This is a genomic window from Micrococcus sp. KRD128, from assembly GCF_017168395.1.
In the GTDB taxonomy this organism is placed as follows: domain Bacteria; phylum Actinomycetota; class Actinomycetes; order Actinomycetales; family Micrococcaceae; genus Micrococcus; species Micrococcus luteus.
On sequence record NZ_JABFAX010000016.1, the window covers coordinates 186,662 to 203,109 of the forward strand.

The window sequence follows — 16,448 nt, forward strand, 5'->3', positions numbered from 1 at the left end:
GGGGATCACGGGGAGGGGGTCGGTGTCCGGCTCGTCCGCCTGCGGGCGGGCGTCCGGCTGGACGGCACGGCGGCGCTCGTGCCGGGCGAAGGCCAGCACGATGCCGACCGCGCTCAAGGACAGGGTGAGCGCGGAACCACCATAGGAGATGAAGGGCAGCGGGACGCCCACCACGGGGATGATCCCGGAGACCATCGCGATGTTGACGGCCGCCTGACCCACCAGCCAGGCCAGGATCCCCCACGTCGAGAGGCGGATGAACGTGGACGTGGTCCCGGCGGCGACGCGGTAGATGCCGATCGCCAGGCCGAGGTAGGCCAGCAGCACCACCAGCGTGCCCACGAGTCCGAGCTCCTCGCCGAGGATGGTGAAGATGAAGTCGTTCTCGGCCTCCGGGATGTAGCTCCACTTCTGGCGGGACTGGCCGAGGCCCGCGCCCCACCAGCCGCCGGAGGCCAGGGCGTACATCCCGTGCGCCGGCTGGAAGCAGGGGTCGGTGGCGTCGGAGCAGTCCCCCATCCAGGCCTGCACCCGGACCATGCGGTGCGGGGCGAGGAGGGTCAGGGCCAGGATGCCCAGCACGCTCAGCGCCAGGAAGGTGAGGAAGACCCCCCAGTGGGTGCCGGCCACGTACAGCACCGTGGCCAGCACGATCGCGAGGATGATCGCGGTCCCGAGGTCGCTGCCCGCCATCACCAGGCCCAGCAGCAGCAGGCCGCCGGGCAGCACCGGGATCAGCGCGTGCCGCACCTGGGTGACGAGGCGGTGCTTGCGCTCCAGGACCGCCGCCGCCCACAGGGCCAGGGCGAGCTTGGCGGCCTCGGAGGGCTGCATCCGGAACCCCCCGATGCCCAGCCAGTTGCGATTGCCGCCCACGGTGACGCCGAGCGGGGAGAACGCGACCAGCGCGAGCAGGATCACGGCCACGCCGAACGCCGGCCAGGCCATCGCCTTGAGGACGCGCACCGGCAGGCGCGAGAACACGAGCAGGGCCGCCACGCCCGCCACCGCCCAGGCGCTCTGGCGCAGGAACAGCGCGTACGAGCCGCCGCCGGTGCCGATCGCCTCGACGGAGGACGAGGAGAGCACCATGACGAGGCCCAGCACGGTCAGCAGGGCGGTGCAGCCGCTGATGAGCAGGACCGACAGGTCGAGGGCGCGGCGGCCCTCGAGGACCCGCCACATCCGGCGCAGGAGCCGCTCCCGGTGCTCGGAGGCGTCGTCGTCCGCGCGGGGGCGGACCGGGCGGAGCTCGATCGGGGACATGGCCCTCCTCACGGGGGAAGCGAGACGGTCGGGTGGGCGGCGGGTCAGTCGGCGTCGGGCGCGGCGTCGTCGGGCACGTCCCAGCCGTGCTCGCGCATCAGCCCGGCGACGGCCTCGATGAACGCGTCGCCGCGGGCCGCGTAGGAGCGGAACTGATCCATCGACGCCGCGGCGGGCGCCATGAGCACGGTGTCGCCGGGGCGGGCCAGGCCGTCGGCCACGCGCACCGCCTCGGCCATCACGGCCGCGCCGTCGGCGGGGCCGGTGCCGTCGGCCGCGGCGAGGGGGGCGTGGACGGGGACCTCGGGGGCGTGCGCGGCCAGGGCAGCGCGCAGGGCGGAGGTGTCCCTGCCCAGGAGCACCACCGCGCGGAGCCGGTGGGCGTGCGCGGCCACCAGCTCGTGATAGGTCACGCCCTTGGGCAGGCCGCCGGCCAGCCACACCACGGAGCTGAACGCCGCCAGCGACGCGTCCGCGGCGTGCGGGTTCGTCGCCTTGGAGTCATTGACCCACATGACGTCGCGGGAGGTGGCCACGAGCTGGATGCGGTGCTCCCCGCGGTCGTAGGAGCGCAGGCCCTCGGCCACGGCCGCGGGGCTCACCCCGACGGCCCGGGTCAGCGCCGCCGCGGCGGCCGCGTTGGCCACGGTGTGGCGCGGCGCCACCGGGCCCAGGTCCGCGCGCTCGGCCAGGGCGATCGCCTCGTGGCGCCGGTTGTCCAGGAACGCACGGTCCACGAGGATCCCGTCCACGACGCCGATGTCGGACAGGCCCGGGGTGTCCGTGGTGAAGCCGATCGCGCGGCAGCCCTCCTGGACGTCCGCACGCTCCACGAGGGTGCGGGTCACCGGGTCCTGCTCGTTGAACACGCAGGCCGTCCTCGTGTGCGCGTACACCTTGCCCTTGGCGGCGGCGTACTCCTCCATCGAGCCGTGCCAGTCCACGTGGTCCTCGGCCAGGTTCAGCACCGCCGACGACGCCGGGGCCAGGCCGTGCGTCCAGTGCAGCTGGAAGCTGGAGAGCTCGAGGGCCAGCACGTCGAAGCCCTGCGGGTCGCGGATCGCGTCCAGCACGGGGGTGCCGACGTTGCCGCAGGCCACCGCCCGACGGCCGTCCGCCCGCAGGATGGCCTCGACCATCGTCACGGTCGTCGTCTTGCCGTTCGTGCCCGTCAGGCAGACCCAGTCGGCGGTCTTCCGGCCGGCGCGCTCGCGCAGCCGCCAGGCCAGTTCGACGTCGGACCAGATCGGCAGGCCCGCCGCGTGGGCGGCCATCAGCAGCGGCTGGTCCGGCCGCCAGCCCGGGGAGGTCACGACGAGGTCCGCGGCGGCGCCGTCGACCTCGGGCAGCACCTGCGTGGCCGCCCGGTCGAGCAGGACCTCGCGGACCCCCACGATCCGCAGGGTCTCGGCGCGCGCCCGGTTCTCGGGACCGTCGTCGCCGTCCACCACCACGACGGCGGCGCCCAGCTCGGCCAGGGTGTCGGCCACGGAGAAGCCGGTGATGCCCAGACCCGTGACGACGACGCGCAGGCCGGCCCACCCCGGGGCGTCCCAGGACGTGAGGTCGGCGGTGCGGGCGGTGTCGGCGCGGGGCCGGCGCACCGGTGCGGGCGCGGCGTCGGACGCGGGGCCGGTCACGGGGTCACCCCCGCGAGGCCGCCCTGGCGGATGAGCCAGTCGCCGTAGAAGATCGCGAGCCCCACGGTGACGCACATCAGGGACAGCAGCCAGAAGCGGACCACGACGGTCACCTCGGCCCAGCCCTTGAGCTCGAAGTGGTGCTGCAGCGGCGCCATGAGGAACACGCGCTTGCCGCCGGAGACCTTGAACCAGCCCACCTGGATGATGACGGAGAGGGTGATCGCGACCATGAGGCCGGCCAGCACGGCCACCAGGATCTCGGTGCGCGTGAAGATCGCGAAGCCGGCCAGGGCGCCGCCCAGGCCCAGGGAGCCGGTGTCCCCCATGAAGATCTTGGCCGGGGAGGTGTTCCACCAGAGGAAGCCCAGCAGGCTGCCCGTGAGGATCGCCGCGAGCAGGGCGAGGTCCATGGGGTCGCGGACCTCGTAGCAGCCGCGGGTGCCCTCGAGCGCGCAGGACTGGCTCGACTGGAAGAGCGACATCAGGACGTAGGCGCCCGTGATCATGGCGGTGGCGCCCGTGGCGAGCCCGTCGAGGCCGTCCGTGAGGTTCACGGCGTTCGTGGTGGCGGTGGTGATGAGGTTCGACCAGATCACGAACAGGATGACGCCGATCGCGGGTCCGGCGAAGGCCAGGTCGAGCCACGGGATGTCCCGGGCGAAGGAGATCGCCGTCGAGGCGGGGGTCAGGCCCCGCTCGTCCGGGAAGTTCAGGGCGAGGACGGCGAAGGCGGTGCCGATCAGGGCCTGGAGGATGATCTTGCCGCGCGGCGTCAGGCCGAGCGAGCGCTGCTTCGTGATCTTCGTGAAGTCGTCCACGAACCCGACGAAGGCCATGCCCACGGTGAGCAGCAGCAGGATGAGGCCGGAGGCCGTGGGCCCGCCGAAGTCGACGCCGAGCAGGGCGAGCAGCCCGTGGGTGATCAGGTACGCCAGCACGAGGGACCCGATGATGACCGCGCCGCCCATCGTGGGCGTGCCGCGCTTGGTCTTGTGGGTGGTCGGGCCGTCGTCGCGGACGAACTGGCCGTACCCGCGCTTGACGAGGAACCGGATGAACAGCGGGGTGCCGGCGGCCGAGAGGACCAGGCCGAGCACGCCGCCGATGAGCAGTCCGATCACGGTCGGGACTCCTTCGGGGAGGCGGAGGGGGCGGCGACGGCGTCGGCCGTGGCGAGGCGCTCGCCGAGGGCCGCGAGCCCGACGCCGTTGGAGGACTTGACGAGGACGAGGTCGCCGGGGCGCAGGTGCTCGGCGAGGAACGCCTCGGCCTGCGCGGCGTCGTCGACGAAGTGCGCCTCCTCGCCCCAGCTGCCCTCGTTGAGGGCGCCGATGTAGAGCGGCCGGGCCCCGGCGCCCACCACCAGCAGCTGGGCGATGTTCAGGCGCACCACGGACTCGCCCACGAGGGTGTGCTCACGGACGCGGGCATCGCCGAGTTCGAGCATCTCCCCCAGGACGGCCCAGGTGCGGCGGCCGCTGGAGCGGCCGAGGGTGGCCAGCGTCCGCAGCGCGGCGCGCATGGACTCGGGGTTGGCGTTGTACGCGTCGTTGATGATCGTGACGCCGTCCGCGCGGTCGGTGCGCTCCATCCGGAAGCGGCTGGCGGGCCCGAGCCCGTCGAGGCCACGGGCGATCTCGGCCGGGTCCATGCCGGCGGCGTGGGCGGCCGCCGCGGCGGCCAGCACGTTGTGCACGTGGTGCAGGCCGGTCAGTCCGGAGGCGACCGGATGCCGCACGGCGGCCTCATCCGTCCCGACCTGCAGGTCGAACACGGGGCGCTCCTGGTCGTCGGCTCGCACGTCCCGTGCGGCGACGAGGCCCGACGCACGGCCGGCGGCCACGTCCTCGGCCGCGCGGGCGACGCCCCGCTCGTCCGCGGTGAACCAGGTGATCGGGGCGGCGGTCCGCGCCGCCATGCCGGCGACACGCTCGTCGTCGAGGTTGAGGACGGCGACGCCGTCGGGGCCGAGGGCCTCCACGAGCTCGCCCTTGGTGCGCGCGATGTTCGCCACGCCGCCGAAGCTGCCCGCGTGGGCGGTGCCCACCATGAGCACGACGCCGATGTCCGGGCGCACGATGTCGCAGAGGTACGCGATGTTGCCGACGTGGTCCGCGCCCATCTCGACCACGAGGAAGCGCGTGTCCAGCTCCGCCCGGAACACCGTGAGCGGCACGCCGACCTCGCCGTTGTACGAGCCGACCGGTGCGACGGTGGGGCCCTGGGTGGCCAGCAGGGCGGCGAGCAGGTCCTTCGTGGTGGTCTTGCCGGCCGAGCCGGTGATGCCGATGACGGTGGTCGGGGAGTGCTCCCGGATGCGGCGCACGACCTCCCGGGCGAGCGCGCCCATCGCGAGCACGGCGTCCTCGACGAGGATCGCCGGGTGCGCGGCGCCGTCGGGGGCGTGCGTGGCGCGCTCGGCGAGCACAGCGGCGGCGCCGGCGCCCAGCGCGGCGTCGATGAAGTCGTGGCCGTCGGCGCGCTCCCCCGGCTTCGCCACGTAGAGCGTGCCCTCGGCGGTGACCTCCCGCGAGTCGGGGGTGACGTGCACCAGCACGGTGGCGGGGTCGAGGGTGGCCGAGAGCGTGCCGGACACGGCCTCGGCGATCTGGGCTGCGGTGAGAGCGATCATGACTCGATGACCTTACCCTCGCGGGCGGGGCCGGAGCCCGAGGCGGAGACCACAGCGGCACCGGCGGCCAGGGCCTCGCGCAGGGCCACCCGGTCGTCCAGCGGGACGAGCTCGCCGTCGTAGTCCATCGTGGTCTCGTGCCCGCGGCCGGCTAGGAGGATGCCGTCCTGCGGCCCCGCCAGCTCCACGGCGCGGCGGATGGCCGCGGCGCGGTCGGCCACCTCCTCGATCACGACCGTGCGGCCCTCCTCCCGCGCGAGGCGGTCGGCCTCGGCGCGGGCGCCGGCGAGGATGTGGGCACGGATCGGGGCCGGGTCCTCCGAGTGGGGGGTGTCGTCGGTGACGATCACCACATCCGCCGCCCGGGCCGCGATCGCGCCCATCACGGGCCGCTTGTCACGGTCACGGTCACCGGCGGAGCCGAACACGATCAGGGTGCGGCCGCGCGTCCCGGCCGCCGCCCGGGCGTCGGCGAGGGAGCGCAGTGCCTGGACCATGCCGTCCGGGTTGTGCGCGAAGTCGACGACGGCGTCCGGCTCGCGGCCCACGACCTCCATCCGCCCCGGGACGGCGGCGGCCAGCGGGCCCTCCCCCGCGGGCACGTCCAGGACCGCGGCGAGCGCGTCCAGGTGCTCCTCCCCCACGGCGTGCAGCACGAGCAGGACCGCGAGGGCCGCGTTGGCCACGTTGAAGCGGCCCGGCAGACCGACGGAGGCCCGCAGCTCCCGGCCCGTGGCCGCGTGGCGCAGCGTGAAGCGGTGGCCGAGGCCGTCCGGCGCGAGCTCGGCGACCTCCCAGTCCGCCCGGAGGCCGGGGTCGTGTTCGGCCAGGGCGCCCGGCGTCGGCGCGGCCGGCCCGAGGGCGAGCGTGGTGACGGGAGCGCCGGCGGCCCGGGCCATGGCGACGCCCCAGCGGGGCCCCTCGCCGCCGTCGAGCGTGATGACGGCGTGGTCGGTGCGGGCGGGGTCGAACAGACCGGCCTTGGCCGCGAAGTACTCCTGCATCGAGCCGTGCATGTCCAGGTGGTCCTGGGTCAGGTTGGTGAACCCGGCCACCGCGTAGCGCAGGCCGGCGATCCGCTGGTACGCCACGGCGTGGGAGGAGACCTCCATGACGGCGGTGTCCACCTCCTCCTCGCGCATGAGCGCCATGAGGGCGTGCAGCTGGGTGGCCTCGGGCGTGGTGAGCGTGGAGGGGACCTCCCGCTCCCCCGCGCGGATCAGGATCGTGCCCACGATGCCCGACCGGCGCCCCAGGGCCTCGAGCAGGGCGGCGGCGAGGAAGCTCGTGGTGGTCTTGCCGTTGGTGCCGGTCACGCCGACCAGGCGCGGGCCGGCGTCGCGCCCGCCGCCGTAGACGCGGGCCGCCACGGTGCCGGCGGCGGTGCGCACGGCGTCGACCTCGAGCACCGGGACGTCGACCAGGCCCTGCTCCGCCAGGAGCGCGCGGCCCGCCGCGTCCGTCAGGACGCCGACGGCGCCGGCATCCAGTGCCGTGGCAGCGAACGCCGCGCCGTGGGCGCGCGCCCCCGGAACGGCGACGTAGAGGTCGCCCGGGCGCACGACACGCGAGTCGAGGCTGACCCCCGTGACGCCGTCGGCCGGGGCCGCGCCGTGGACGTGGGCCGCGATCCCCGCCTCGGCCAGCGCGTGTGCGAGGGCGGGCCAGGGCGCGGCGGGGGTGTGGGAGCGCTCGGGGTGGTCATGGGGGTGCTCCTGGGGTGCTCGGGGCCGGAGGCGTGGGTCACCACGGCCGGTCCTGCGGATCGTCCACGAAGACGCGGTAGTCGTTCGGCTCGGCTCCGGTGGCGGGCACGTCCGCCTGGCGGAGCATGTACTCCATGATCGTGGCGGCCGCGACGGACACGTCCCGGGAGCCCTGCTTCGACGGCGGCCGATGCATGGACACGGACACCACGAAGCGGGGGTCGTCGAGCGGGGCGACGGCGGTGAAGCCGAAGTTGTAGCCGTCGTACTTGCCGGTGTCGCTCGCGGCCTCGGCGGTGGAGGACTTGCCGCCCACGCGATAGCCGGGGATCGCGGCGGCCTTGCTGGTGCCCTGCGTCACGACGGTCTCCATCATGCGGAGCATCTGCGCCGCCGTCTCCTCGGAGACCACGCGGTGGGGCTCCGCGGACGACTCCCAGCGCTTCTCCGCGCCGTCGCCGTCCACCGTGGCGTCGATCAGCCGGGCCGGGATCAGCACGCCGCCGTTGGCGAGGGCCTGGTACATCTGGGCGGTGTGCAGGGTGGTCTGGGTGTAGCCCTGGCCGAAGGCCGTGGTCAGGCGCTGGCGGCCGTCCCACTGCTCGGGCGGGACGAGGACGCTGCCCGCCTGCTGCGGCAGGCCGAGGTCGATGGGCCGGCCGACCCCGAAGGAGCGCATGTACTCGTAGCGCTGCTCGTCCGTGATCTTCTCGGCGATCTGCACCGTGCCCGTGTTGTAGGAGCGCGCGTAGATGCCTGCCACGGTCATGTCGAACGTCGGGTGCGGGGAGAAGTCCCGGATGGTCTGCCCGTCGAAGTCCTGGCTGCCGGGGACGGTGAAGCCGTCCGTGGCGGTGACCTTCCCGGCGTCGACGGCGGCCGCGATCGGCAGCGCCTTGCCCGTGGAGCCCGGCTCGTACGGCGTGCTCATCACGGTGGAGGTGCGGAAGATCCCCTCGGTGGCGTCGGGGTCGGCGGGGTCCACCGTGGTGGAGTCCGCCATGACGATCACGTCGCCCGTCTTCACGTCCATCACGACGGCGTTCGCCCACTCCGCGTCGTACTCGGCGGCGAGGGCGCCGAGGGTCTCCTGCGCGAACCACTGGGCGTCCTTGTCCACGGTCAGGCGCAGGTCGGCGCCGTCCACGGCCGGAACCTCCTCGAGCGGGGCGTTGGGGATGCGGATGCCGTCCGCGCCCACCTCGAACGTGCGGGTGCCCGGAGTGCCGGTCATGACGTCGTCCTGGCTGAGCTCGAGGCCTTCGAGGGCGGTGCCGTCACCGCCCATGAAGCCGATGATGCTGCCGGCGACCGACCCGTTCGGGTAGGTGCGGCGGTCCACCGCCTCGGAGAGCAGGCCCGGCACGTTGAGCGCCATGGCCTTGTCCCGCACCTCCGGGGTCACGGATCGACGCACCACGGCGTACGGGCGGGAGCCGATGGTGGCCTCGCGTACCTCCTCCTCCGACATGCCGAGCACCTCGGCCAGGCTGGCCAGGCGGGAGTCCACGTCCACGAGCACGGTCTCCCGGGCCTCGCGGTCCCATTCGTTGAAGTCCTTGACGAGGCGCTGGTCCACGACGATGTCGTATCGGCGCACGCTGGCGGCCAGCACGTCGCCGTCACGGTCCAGGATGGACCCGCGCTGCGGCAGGGTCTCCCGGTGGGTCAGGCGCTGATCCATGGCCGCCGCGGCCTGCCCCGTGGGGTCGATGCCCTGCACGTAGACGAGCCGCAGCGCCAGCCCGCCGAGCAGGACGAAGACGAGCAGCAGCAGGATGCGGGTGCGCACGGCAGGGTGCCCGGGAGCGGGCCCGACCGTCGATCCGCCGCGGGGAAGGTGCGAGGCGGGACGGTCGATCAACGGTCGGCGGCGTCCTGGTCGTCGGCGGCGGAGGCGTCCGCGCCGCTGAAGGTGCGCGGTCCCTCGATCTCGTCCTGGCCGTCGTCGGACGCCCCCTGGCGGACCGCGTCCGCGTCCGCCGGCGGCGCGACGTAGGTGGCGGAGATGTCGCCGTCCTGGGCTGCCTGGGCCTCGCCGCTGAACTGGCCCGTGCCCGCGTCCACGGAGGCGGTGCCGGCGGGGGCGACCATCCCGAGGGCGTCGGCGCGCGCGGCCAGGTTCTGCGGCGCCTCGAGGTGGCCCACCTGCTCGGCCAGCCGCTCATTGGTCTCGGTGACGGCCTGCTGCTCCTGGCGCAGGTCCAGGAGGGCGTACTGCCGGTTGGACATGGTGATGTTCATGACGAGGACCGCCGCGAGCGCGGCGAGCACCACGAGGACGCACAGCACGGTCACGCCGGAGCGGGATCGGGGCAGCGGGGCGGGCACCACCGAGAGCGGCGTGCGCTCCTGCGGAGCCGGCCGCGCGGGGGCGACGGGGGTCGACCCGGGGCGCAGCGACTCTGCGATCCGTGCGTGTGCGGCCATGCTCATCTCCTCGTGCAGCGTCATGCCGTGGTCCTGGACGTCCTGATCTTCTCAACCGCACGCACTTTCGCGGAGGAGGCGCGACGGTTCTCAGAGATTTCTTCTTCGGTGGGCTTCTCGGTGCCGCGGGTGAGCACCCGCACCACGGGTTCGTGCTCCTCCAGCACCACCGGGAACCCCGGGGGCGCCGTGGACGTGGCCCACGCGCTCAGGTGCCGCTTCGTGATGCGGTCCTCGAGGGAGTGGTAGCTCATCACCACGAGGCGGCCGCCCACGTGGAGGGCGTCGAGGATGGCCGGCACGGCGGCGTCGAGGATGTCGAGCTCCTCGTTCACGGCGATGCGCAGCGCCTGGAAGGTGCGCTTGGCCGGGTGCCCGCCGGTGGCACCCGCGGCGACGGGGACGGCCGAGCGGATCACCTCGACGAGGCGGCCGGTGGTCTCGATGGGGGCCTCGTCGCGGGCTCGGACGATGGCCCGTGCGATGGGGCCGGCGAAGCGCTCCTCACCGTCGCGACGGATGATGCGGCGCAGCTCCTGCTCGTCCAGCTCCGCCACGAGCGTCGCGGCGGAGGGCTCGGCGGTGTCGTCCATGCGCATGTCCAGCGGAGCGTCGTAGGAGTAGGCGAAGCCGCGTTCCCGGTCGTCCAGCTGGTAGGAGGACACGCCGAGGTCGTAGAGCGCGGCGTCGACCTTCGTGACGCCCGCGGCGGCCATGGCCTCGGGCACCCGGTCGTAGGTGCCGTGGAAGGGGATCAGACGGTCGGCGAGGGGGCCGAGGCGCTCGGCGGCCATGGCCTGGGCGTGGACGTCGCGGTCGATGCCGATGACGCGCAGGTGGGGGAACCGGGTCAGCAGGGCCTCGGTGTGCCCGCCCATGCCCAGCGTGCCGTCGACGGCGACGGGCGTGCGGCCGGCCTCGAGCGCGGCCTGGACGGCGGGGGCGAGGAGGTCGACGACGCGGTCCCGCATCACGGGCAGGTGGCGGTCCTCGGGGCGCGGCTGGCCTGCGTCCACTCTCGACCTCCTGCTCACATCGCGGTCCTGGCGGACCTCGGGCGGGATCCCCATCCGTCCGCCGCCGCGCCTGGCCCAGGGGAAGACGGGTCAGGTGCGGCGGCGTCGGCTGGAGGTCTCGCTCGAGGTCGGGTGGTCACGGTCAGAAGACGCCGGGCAGGACGTCCTCGTCGGTCTCGGAGAAGGCGGCTTCCTGCTCGGCGAGGTAAGTGTTCCAGGACTCCGAGTCCCAGATCTCCACTCGCGTCCCCGCGCCGATCACGGTCACGTCCCGGTCCAGCCCCGCGTACTGCCGCAGCGGCGCCGGCACGGTCACCCGACCCTGCTTGTCCGGGACCTCGTCCGACGCCCCCGAGAGGAAGACGCGGATGTAGTCACGGGCCTGGCGGGAGGACAGTGGAGCCGACCTCATCTGCTCGTGGACCCGCTCGAACTCACGAGCGCTGAACACGTAGATGCAGCGCTCCTGACCCCGGGTCAGGACCAGCCCCTCCGCCAGCTCCTCGCGGAACTTGGCGGGGAGGATCAGCCGGGACTTCTCGTCGAGCCGGGGGGTGTACGTGCCCAAGAACACGGCACACCCCCTGGCTCGTCGAGCGGTCCCTCCCGACCAAGGTCGGGACCCATGCTCTCTCCTTTCCTCCACATTACCCCACTTCCCTCCACCATCAACCCAGGAACGCGGGTCCCGGCGCCACGGGCGTGTCGAGGCCCCCCGAGTCCGGCGCGCCATCCCGCGGGTCCCGGGGCCGGCGTCGCCGTGGAGGGAAGTGGAGGACCGGTGGGCCCCCGGTGGAGGGCCGCGGCGACGACGGGGCCTCGGGCAGCGGAAAGGCCCCGATCCGGAGCGGATCGGGGCCTGGAGTGGAGGAGGGTGGGGGCCCGGCGGGCCAGGCGCTCAGTCGCCTCGGGCGCGCCGCTCGTCCCAGCGCCGCTCGAGGCGGCCCATGAAGTCGCCGCTCCCCTGCCGCCGCGGTGCGCCCGGCCGTCGGGCCGCCGGGCCCGAGGCCCCGGAGGCGACGGCGCGCGGCCGCGTGGTCAGCAGGAAGATGCCGGCCCCGATGACGACGACGCCGAGCACGCCCAGGAGGATCGCGTGGTTGGCGACCCCGAGGACCACGACGAGCAGCCCGACCACCCCGAGGATGGCCCCGGCCACGACGCGGCCCACGGGCAGCCGATGCCGCCCCGTGTCCGCCATCTGGGTGGCCAGCCGGGGGTCCTCGGTGCGCAGCTGCTGCTCCAGCTGGTCCAGCATCCGCTGCTCATGCTCTGAGAGGGGCATGGCGACTCCTTCAAACGCGGCCTCCGACACCTCCGGGACCGGGAGGGGACGCCCGCGCGTCCGACTTGCCCTCCAGGATAGGACCTGCCGCCCCACCCCAGCCAGGTGGCGACGTCGCCGACCCCGGAACCCCTCACTCCCGGTCCGGGCCTCCGGTGCCCGGCCGCGGCGCGTCCCGGCGGGCGTCGGCGCGGGCCTCGCGGCGACCCAGCAGCGACGCCGGCCGCACGGCCGCCGTCGGGAAGCGTCGGGCGACGGCGTCCAGGGCGGCCTCGGCGCCGGCCCAGTCGCCCGCCTGCGACGCCTCGCCCTCCGCCCCCCAGGCGGGACCGCCGAAGAGCGCCTCCTGGGCCGGGGGCTGATCGGCCGCGTCACCGAGGCGCTCGGCGCGCACGCCCACGAGCCGGACCGGATGCGGTCGTTCGGCATGCAGCTCGCGGACGAGCCGCCGCGCCGGGCCGAGGAGGTCGTGGCCCGTGGCGGTCGGCCGGGCGAGGCGGGCGGTGCGGCTGCGGACCGACCCGTCCGGCGCCTTGAGGCGGACCGTGACCGCCCCGGCGGTGACCTGCTCCGCCCGCAGCCGGGCCGCGACCCGGTGACACAGGCGCAGGACCTCCGGGTCGACGCCCGCGACGTCGACGGGGTCGACGTCGAAGGTGTGGTCCGCGCCGATGCTGCGGGCCGCCGGGCGCGGGGCGACGGGACGCGGGTCGATGCCCCGGGCGAGCGACGCCCACTCCCGGCCGGCGGCCCCGAACGACGCCTCCAGACGCGCGGGGTCCACCCGGGCGAGGTCGCCGATGGTCGCCACCCCCCGCCGGCCGAGCCGCTCGGCCGCCTTGGGGCCCACGCCCCACAGCCGGCCCACGGGCAGCGGATGGAGGAAGTCCAGGGTGCGCTCCGGCGGCACGATCAGCAGGCCGTCGGGCTTGGCCGCGGTGGACGCCGTCTTGGCCACGAACTTCACGGCCGAGCCGCCCACCGTGCACGGCAGCCCCAGCTCGGAGCGGACGCGCTCCCGGATCAGGTGGCCGATGTGCTCGGGCGGGCCGAGCCGACGGCGCGCGCCGGCGACGTCGAGGAACGCCTCGTCCACGCTGAGCTGCTCCATCACGGGGGTCACGTCCGCGAGCACGGCCATCACCTCGGCGGAGACGGCCCGGTAGAGCTGCTGTCGCGGCGGGATGACCACGAGGGGCGGACACAGGGCGCGGGCGTGCGCCAGGGGCATCGCCGAGCGGACCCCGTAGGCCCGCGCCGCATACGAGGCGGAGAGCACCACGGACCGGCCGCTCGGGGCGGCGACGGCGGCGGGACGCCCTTCGAGGTCGGGCCGTTCGCGCAGTTCGACGGACAGGAAGAACGCGTCCATGTCCACGTGCAGGATCGTCGCCTCATCGCGGGGTGCAGCGGGCGCGGTCTCGGACATGGACCGAGCCTATCCGGGACCGGCGATCCGTCGCGCGGCGCGGCTAGGGTGGGGCCATGCCCGCCGACGTCGCCGTCCCCCGCCCCCGTCCCGCCGACCAGGACCGCTTCCGCGCCGCCGTCGCCGACGCCCTCGACCGCCTGCTGGCGGAGCACCGCGACCTCGCCCGAGACGTCCACCCGCTGACGGCGCCCCTCGTGGACGCGATCGCGGACCTGACCGCGGGCGGCAAGCGCCTGCGCGCCGTCCTGGCCTGGCTCGGCTGGCGGGCGGCCGGTGGTGAGGCGGAGGACCCCCGCATCGCCGAGGCGGGCGCGGCGTTCGAGCTGTTCCAGGCCGCGGCGCTGATCCACGACGACATCCTGGACCGCTCGGACACCCGCCGCGGGATGCCCAGCGTGCACCGCCGCTTCGAGGCCCTCCATCGGGAGGCGGGCTGGCGCCACGCCGCGGAGCACTTCGGCGTCTCCGCCGCGATCCTCGCCGGCGACGTCGCCCTGGGGATGAGCGAGACGGCCTTCGCACGCGTCCTCGCCGGCACGCCCCGGGAGGATCGGGCGCGGGCCGAGCTCGAGCGGATGCGCTTCGGCGTGATGGCGGGTCAGTACCTCGACGTGGTGGCCGAGATGGCCCCCGCGGCGCGCGATGCCCGCGAGGCCGAGGCGGCCGCCGAGGCGGTGGTGGAGCACAAGTCGGCGCGCTACTCGGCGGTGCACCCGCTGGCCCTCGGCGGGCTGCTGGCGGGGGCGGACGACGGGCTGGTGACCGCGTTCGCCCGGGTGTCGCTGCCGTTCGGCATGGCCTTCCAGTACCGGGACGACCTGCTCGGCGTGTTCGGCGACCCGGCGACCACGGGCAAGCCCGCGGGCGACGACCTGCGGGAGGGGAAGCAGACGGTGCTCATCGCCCGCGCCGTCGAGCTGCTCGCCCCGGACGAGGCCGCCGCGCTCGACGCGGACCTCGGCGACCCGGACCTCGGCGCGGACCGGGTGGCCCACTGGCAGGCCGTCCTCGAGGCGTGCGGCGCGCGCCGGGCCGTCGAAGAGCGGGTCGCGGCGCTCTCGCACGAGGCGGCCGGGGCCGTGGCGGGCCTGCTCGCGCACGGCGTCCCCGAGGACGTGAGCGCCGAGCTCACGCGGCTGATCGACGCATACACGTCGCGCCGCCACTGAGCGGCACGGACCCCGCGGGCGGATGGCCGCCCGCGGGGCCGGCTCACCAGGCCAGGGCCTGGGCGCGGCGCCGGATCTCGGTCTTCCGACCGTCCCGGAGCGCGTCGATGGGCCGGCCGGGCAACGACGCGTCCTCGGTGAACAGCCAACGGAGGGCCTCCTCGTCGGAGAAGCCGGCGTCGGCCAGCAGCACGAGCGTGCCCTGCAGGGAGTCGAGCACGCCGGTCTCGGTGAGGAACAGCGCCGGCACGGACCGCACCGCGGGCTCGGGACGACGCACGGCCAGCAGGCGGCGCTCATGCACGAGGTTGTGGACGCGGGTCACGCGCTGGTCGAGGCGCTCCGCCACGTCGGGCACGGAGAGCCACTCGCCCACGAGGGCGTCGAGCTCGGCGGTGATTGCGTCAGCGGGAACCGGGGTGTCGGAGGAAGTGGTGCTCACGGGCGCCAGCCTACGTGGCCGCCGACGGGTCCGGCCCACCGCGCTCCGGACGGCATGGATCTCAGTATGGTCACGAAGATCACATTCCGATAACATCGCCGAGGCTCCACGGCCGGGCGCCGACGTCGTCGGTCGACCGCGGGGGCCACGGGTCCCGCCCGTCACTTCCCCGTCGTGTTCCATCCGTCCGATCCGATGCCGAGGTCTGCCGTGTCCCACACCCCCGTCCGCTCCCGCCGCCTGCGCTCCGTCCTGACCGGCGGCGCGGTGCCCCTGCTGCTGCTCACCGGTCTGCCCGCCCAGGCCCACGCCCAGGAGGCGGCGGTGCACACCGTGCGCCCGGGCGACACCCTCACCCGGATCTCGGCCGCCCGCGGCGTCTCCGTCGCCGACCTGCTGCGGTTCAACGGCCTGGGCCTGGAGACCGTGCTCCACCCGGGTGACGAGCTCCGCCTGACCGGCGCGGCGGCCCCGGCCCCGGCCGCCGGGACCTACACGGTGCAGCCGAACGACGGGTGGTGGGTCATCGCCCGACGCACCGGCGTCTCCGCCGCGCAGCTGCAGCGCCTCAACGGCATGAGCGCGTCGAGCATGCTCCACCCGGGCATGGTCCTGACCACGCAGCGCACGGCCGCCGCACCGAAGACCCCCGCATCGACCGCCCCGACCACGACCCCCGCCCCCGCGCCGGCCTCGAAGGCCCCGGCGGCGGCCGGCGAGACGGTCCGGTACACCGTGGTCTCCGGCGACTCCCTCTGGGGGATCTCCCAGCGGTTCGAGGTCCCCATCCCCCGTCTGCGCGAGCTCAACGGCCTGACGCGGGCCTCGACGCTGCACCCCGGCGACGTGCTCGTGATCTCCGACGGCACCCTCGAGGTGGAGCCGGTCTCCGCCGTCCAGCTGGTCGGCGACACCTTCCTCGGGCGCACCTACGCGCCGCACGTCACGGCCTCGGCGAACGAGAACCTGCGCCTGCTGCGCTCCGTCCCGCAGCCCACCCCCGAGCAGATGCAGCAGATCGTCCGCGAGACCGCCGAGCGGATGGGCGTGGACCCCCGCCTGGCCCTGGGCCACGCGTACACCGAGTCCCGCTTCCGCATGGCCTCGGTCTCCCCCGGCAACGCCGTGGGGGCGATGCAGGTCATCCCGATCACGGGCGAGTTCGCCTCGGAGCTGGTGGGCCGTGAGCTGAACCTGCTGGACCCCTACGACAACGCGGTGGCCGGCGTCGCGTTCATCAAGTACGTGCAGGACCGCACCCCCACCCTCGATGAGGGCATCGGGGCCTACTACCAGGGCCTCGGCGGAGTGCTGGACAGCGGCCTGAACCCGGAGGCACGGGACTACGTGGCCAAGGTGCGCGCCGCGATGGCGATGTTCTGATCCGCCGGCGGCGGACCGCCCCGAGGGGGTCCGCCGCCTGTCCT

The 16,448-nt window shown here is 74.7% G+C and carries 14 protein-coding genes; 2 read left to right on the forward strand and 12 right to left on the reverse strand.

All coding sequences use genetic code 11. The features are described 5' to 3' along the window. From ftsW to dinB, 11 genes are all read right to left on the reverse strand, one after another. A partial coding sequence (gene ftsW, locus J1M44_RS09015) for a putative lipid II flippase FtsW (protein WP_206480862.1) occupies nt 1-1,266 on the reverse strand: 1,266 nt, incomplete at its 3' end. Between the two features lie 44 nt (nt 1,267-1,310). After that, on the reverse strand, nt 1,311-2,906 hold the full coding sequence (murD, locus tag J1M44_RS09020; RefSeq protein WP_206480863.1) for a UDP-N-acetylmuramoyl-L-alanine--D-glutamate ligase: 1,596 nt from the start codon (nt 2,904-2,906) through the stop codon (nt 1,311-1,313). After that, the gene (mraY, locus tag J1M44_RS09025) at nt 2,903-4,030 is read right to left on the reverse strand and encodes a phospho-N-acetylmuramoyl-pentapeptide-transferase (protein WP_206480864.1); all 1,128 of its coding nucleotides are present in this window, start codon (nt 4,028-4,030) and stop codon (nt 2,903-2,905) included. Before mraY ends, murD begins: the two co-directional genes overlap by 4 nt. Beyond that, nucleotides 4,027-5,541, reverse strand: a complete 1,515-nt coding sequence (locus J1M44_RS09030) for a UDP-N-acetylmuramoyl-tripeptide--D-alanyl-D-alanine ligase (protein ID WP_206480865.1) — start codon at nt 5,539-5,541, stop codon at nt 4,027-4,029. Before J1M44_RS09030 ends, mraY begins: the two co-directional genes overlap by 4 nt. Further along, on the reverse strand, nt 5,538-7,187 hold the full coding sequence (locus J1M44_RS09035; RefSeq protein ID WP_241252981.1) for a Mur ligase family protein: 1,650 nt from the start codon (nt 7,185-7,187) through the stop codon (nt 5,538-5,540). Before J1M44_RS09035 ends, J1M44_RS09030 begins: the two co-directional genes overlap by 4 nt. A 97-nt stretch (nt 7,188-7,284) precedes the next feature. After that, entirely contained in the window at nt 7,285-9,039 is a 1,755-nt protein-coding gene (locus tag J1M44_RS09040; RefSeq protein ID WP_230955712.1) for a peptidoglycan D,D-transpeptidase FtsI family protein, read from the reverse strand. A 68-nt stretch (nt 9,040-9,107) separates the two neighbouring features. Beyond that, nucleotides 9,108-9,677, reverse strand: coding sequence for a hypothetical protein (locus J1M44_RS09045; protein WP_241252947.1), 570 nt, complete (start codon nt 9,675-9,677; stop codon nt 9,108-9,110). A gap of 20 nt (nt 9,678-9,697) precedes the next feature. Continuing rightward, the gene (gene rsmH, locus J1M44_RS09050) at nt 9,698-10,693 is read right to left on the reverse strand and encodes a 16S rRNA (cytosine(1402)-N(4))-methyltransferase RsmH (RefSeq protein ID WP_060774662.1); all 996 of its coding nucleotides are present in this window, start codon (nt 10,691-10,693) and stop codon (nt 9,698-9,700) included. 142 nt (nt 10,694-10,835) lie between these two features. After that, the gene (gene mraZ, locus J1M44_RS09055; protein ID WP_002854575.1) at nt 10,836-11,267 is read right to left on the reverse strand and encodes a division/cell wall cluster transcriptional repressor MraZ; all 432 of its coding nucleotides are present in this window, start codon (nt 11,265-11,267) and stop codon (nt 10,836-10,838) included. A 324-nt stretch (nt 11,268-11,591) separates the two neighbouring features. Further along, entirely contained in the window at nt 11,592-11,978 is a 387-nt protein-coding gene (locus J1M44_RS09060; protein WP_206480867.1) for a DUF3040 domain-containing protein, read from the reverse strand. Nucleotides 11,979-12,111: 133 nt separating this feature from the next. Beyond that, nucleotides 12,112-13,407 (reverse strand): DNA polymerase IV, encoded by a 1,296-nt coding sequence (gene dinB, locus J1M44_RS09065; protein ID WP_206480868.1) that lies wholly within the window; start codon nt 13,405-13,407, stop codon nt 12,112-12,114. A 56-nt stretch (nt 13,408-13,463) separates the two neighbouring features. Between dinB and J1M44_RS09070 the strand changes: the two genes are divergently transcribed. Next, nucleotides 13,464-14,579 carry a polyprenyl synthetase family protein gene (locus J1M44_RS09070; protein ID WP_206397834.1) on the forward strand — a complete coding sequence of 372 codons (1,116 nt, stop codon included), beginning with the start codon at nt 13,464-13,466 and terminating at the stop codon, nt 14,577-14,579. A 43-nt stretch (nt 14,580-14,622) separates the two neighbouring features. Here the strand turns inward: J1M44_RS09070 and J1M44_RS09075 are convergent, their stop codons facing one another. Further along, nucleotides 14,623-15,021, reverse strand: coding sequence for an Rv2175c family DNA-binding protein (locus J1M44_RS09075; protein ID WP_206480869.1), 399 nt, complete (start codon nt 15,019-15,021; stop codon nt 14,623-14,625). Nucleotides 15,022-15,231: 210 nt separating this feature from the next. Between J1M44_RS09075 and J1M44_RS09080 the strand changes: the two genes are divergently transcribed. Continuing rightward, nucleotides 15,232-16,404 carry a LysM peptidoglycan-binding domain-containing protein gene (locus J1M44_RS09080; RefSeq protein WP_206480870.1) on the forward strand — a complete coding sequence of 391 codons (1,173 nt, stop codon included), beginning with the start codon at nt 15,232-15,234 and terminating at the stop codon, nt 16,402-16,404. Nucleotides 16,405-16,448 lie beyond the last annotated feature (44 nt).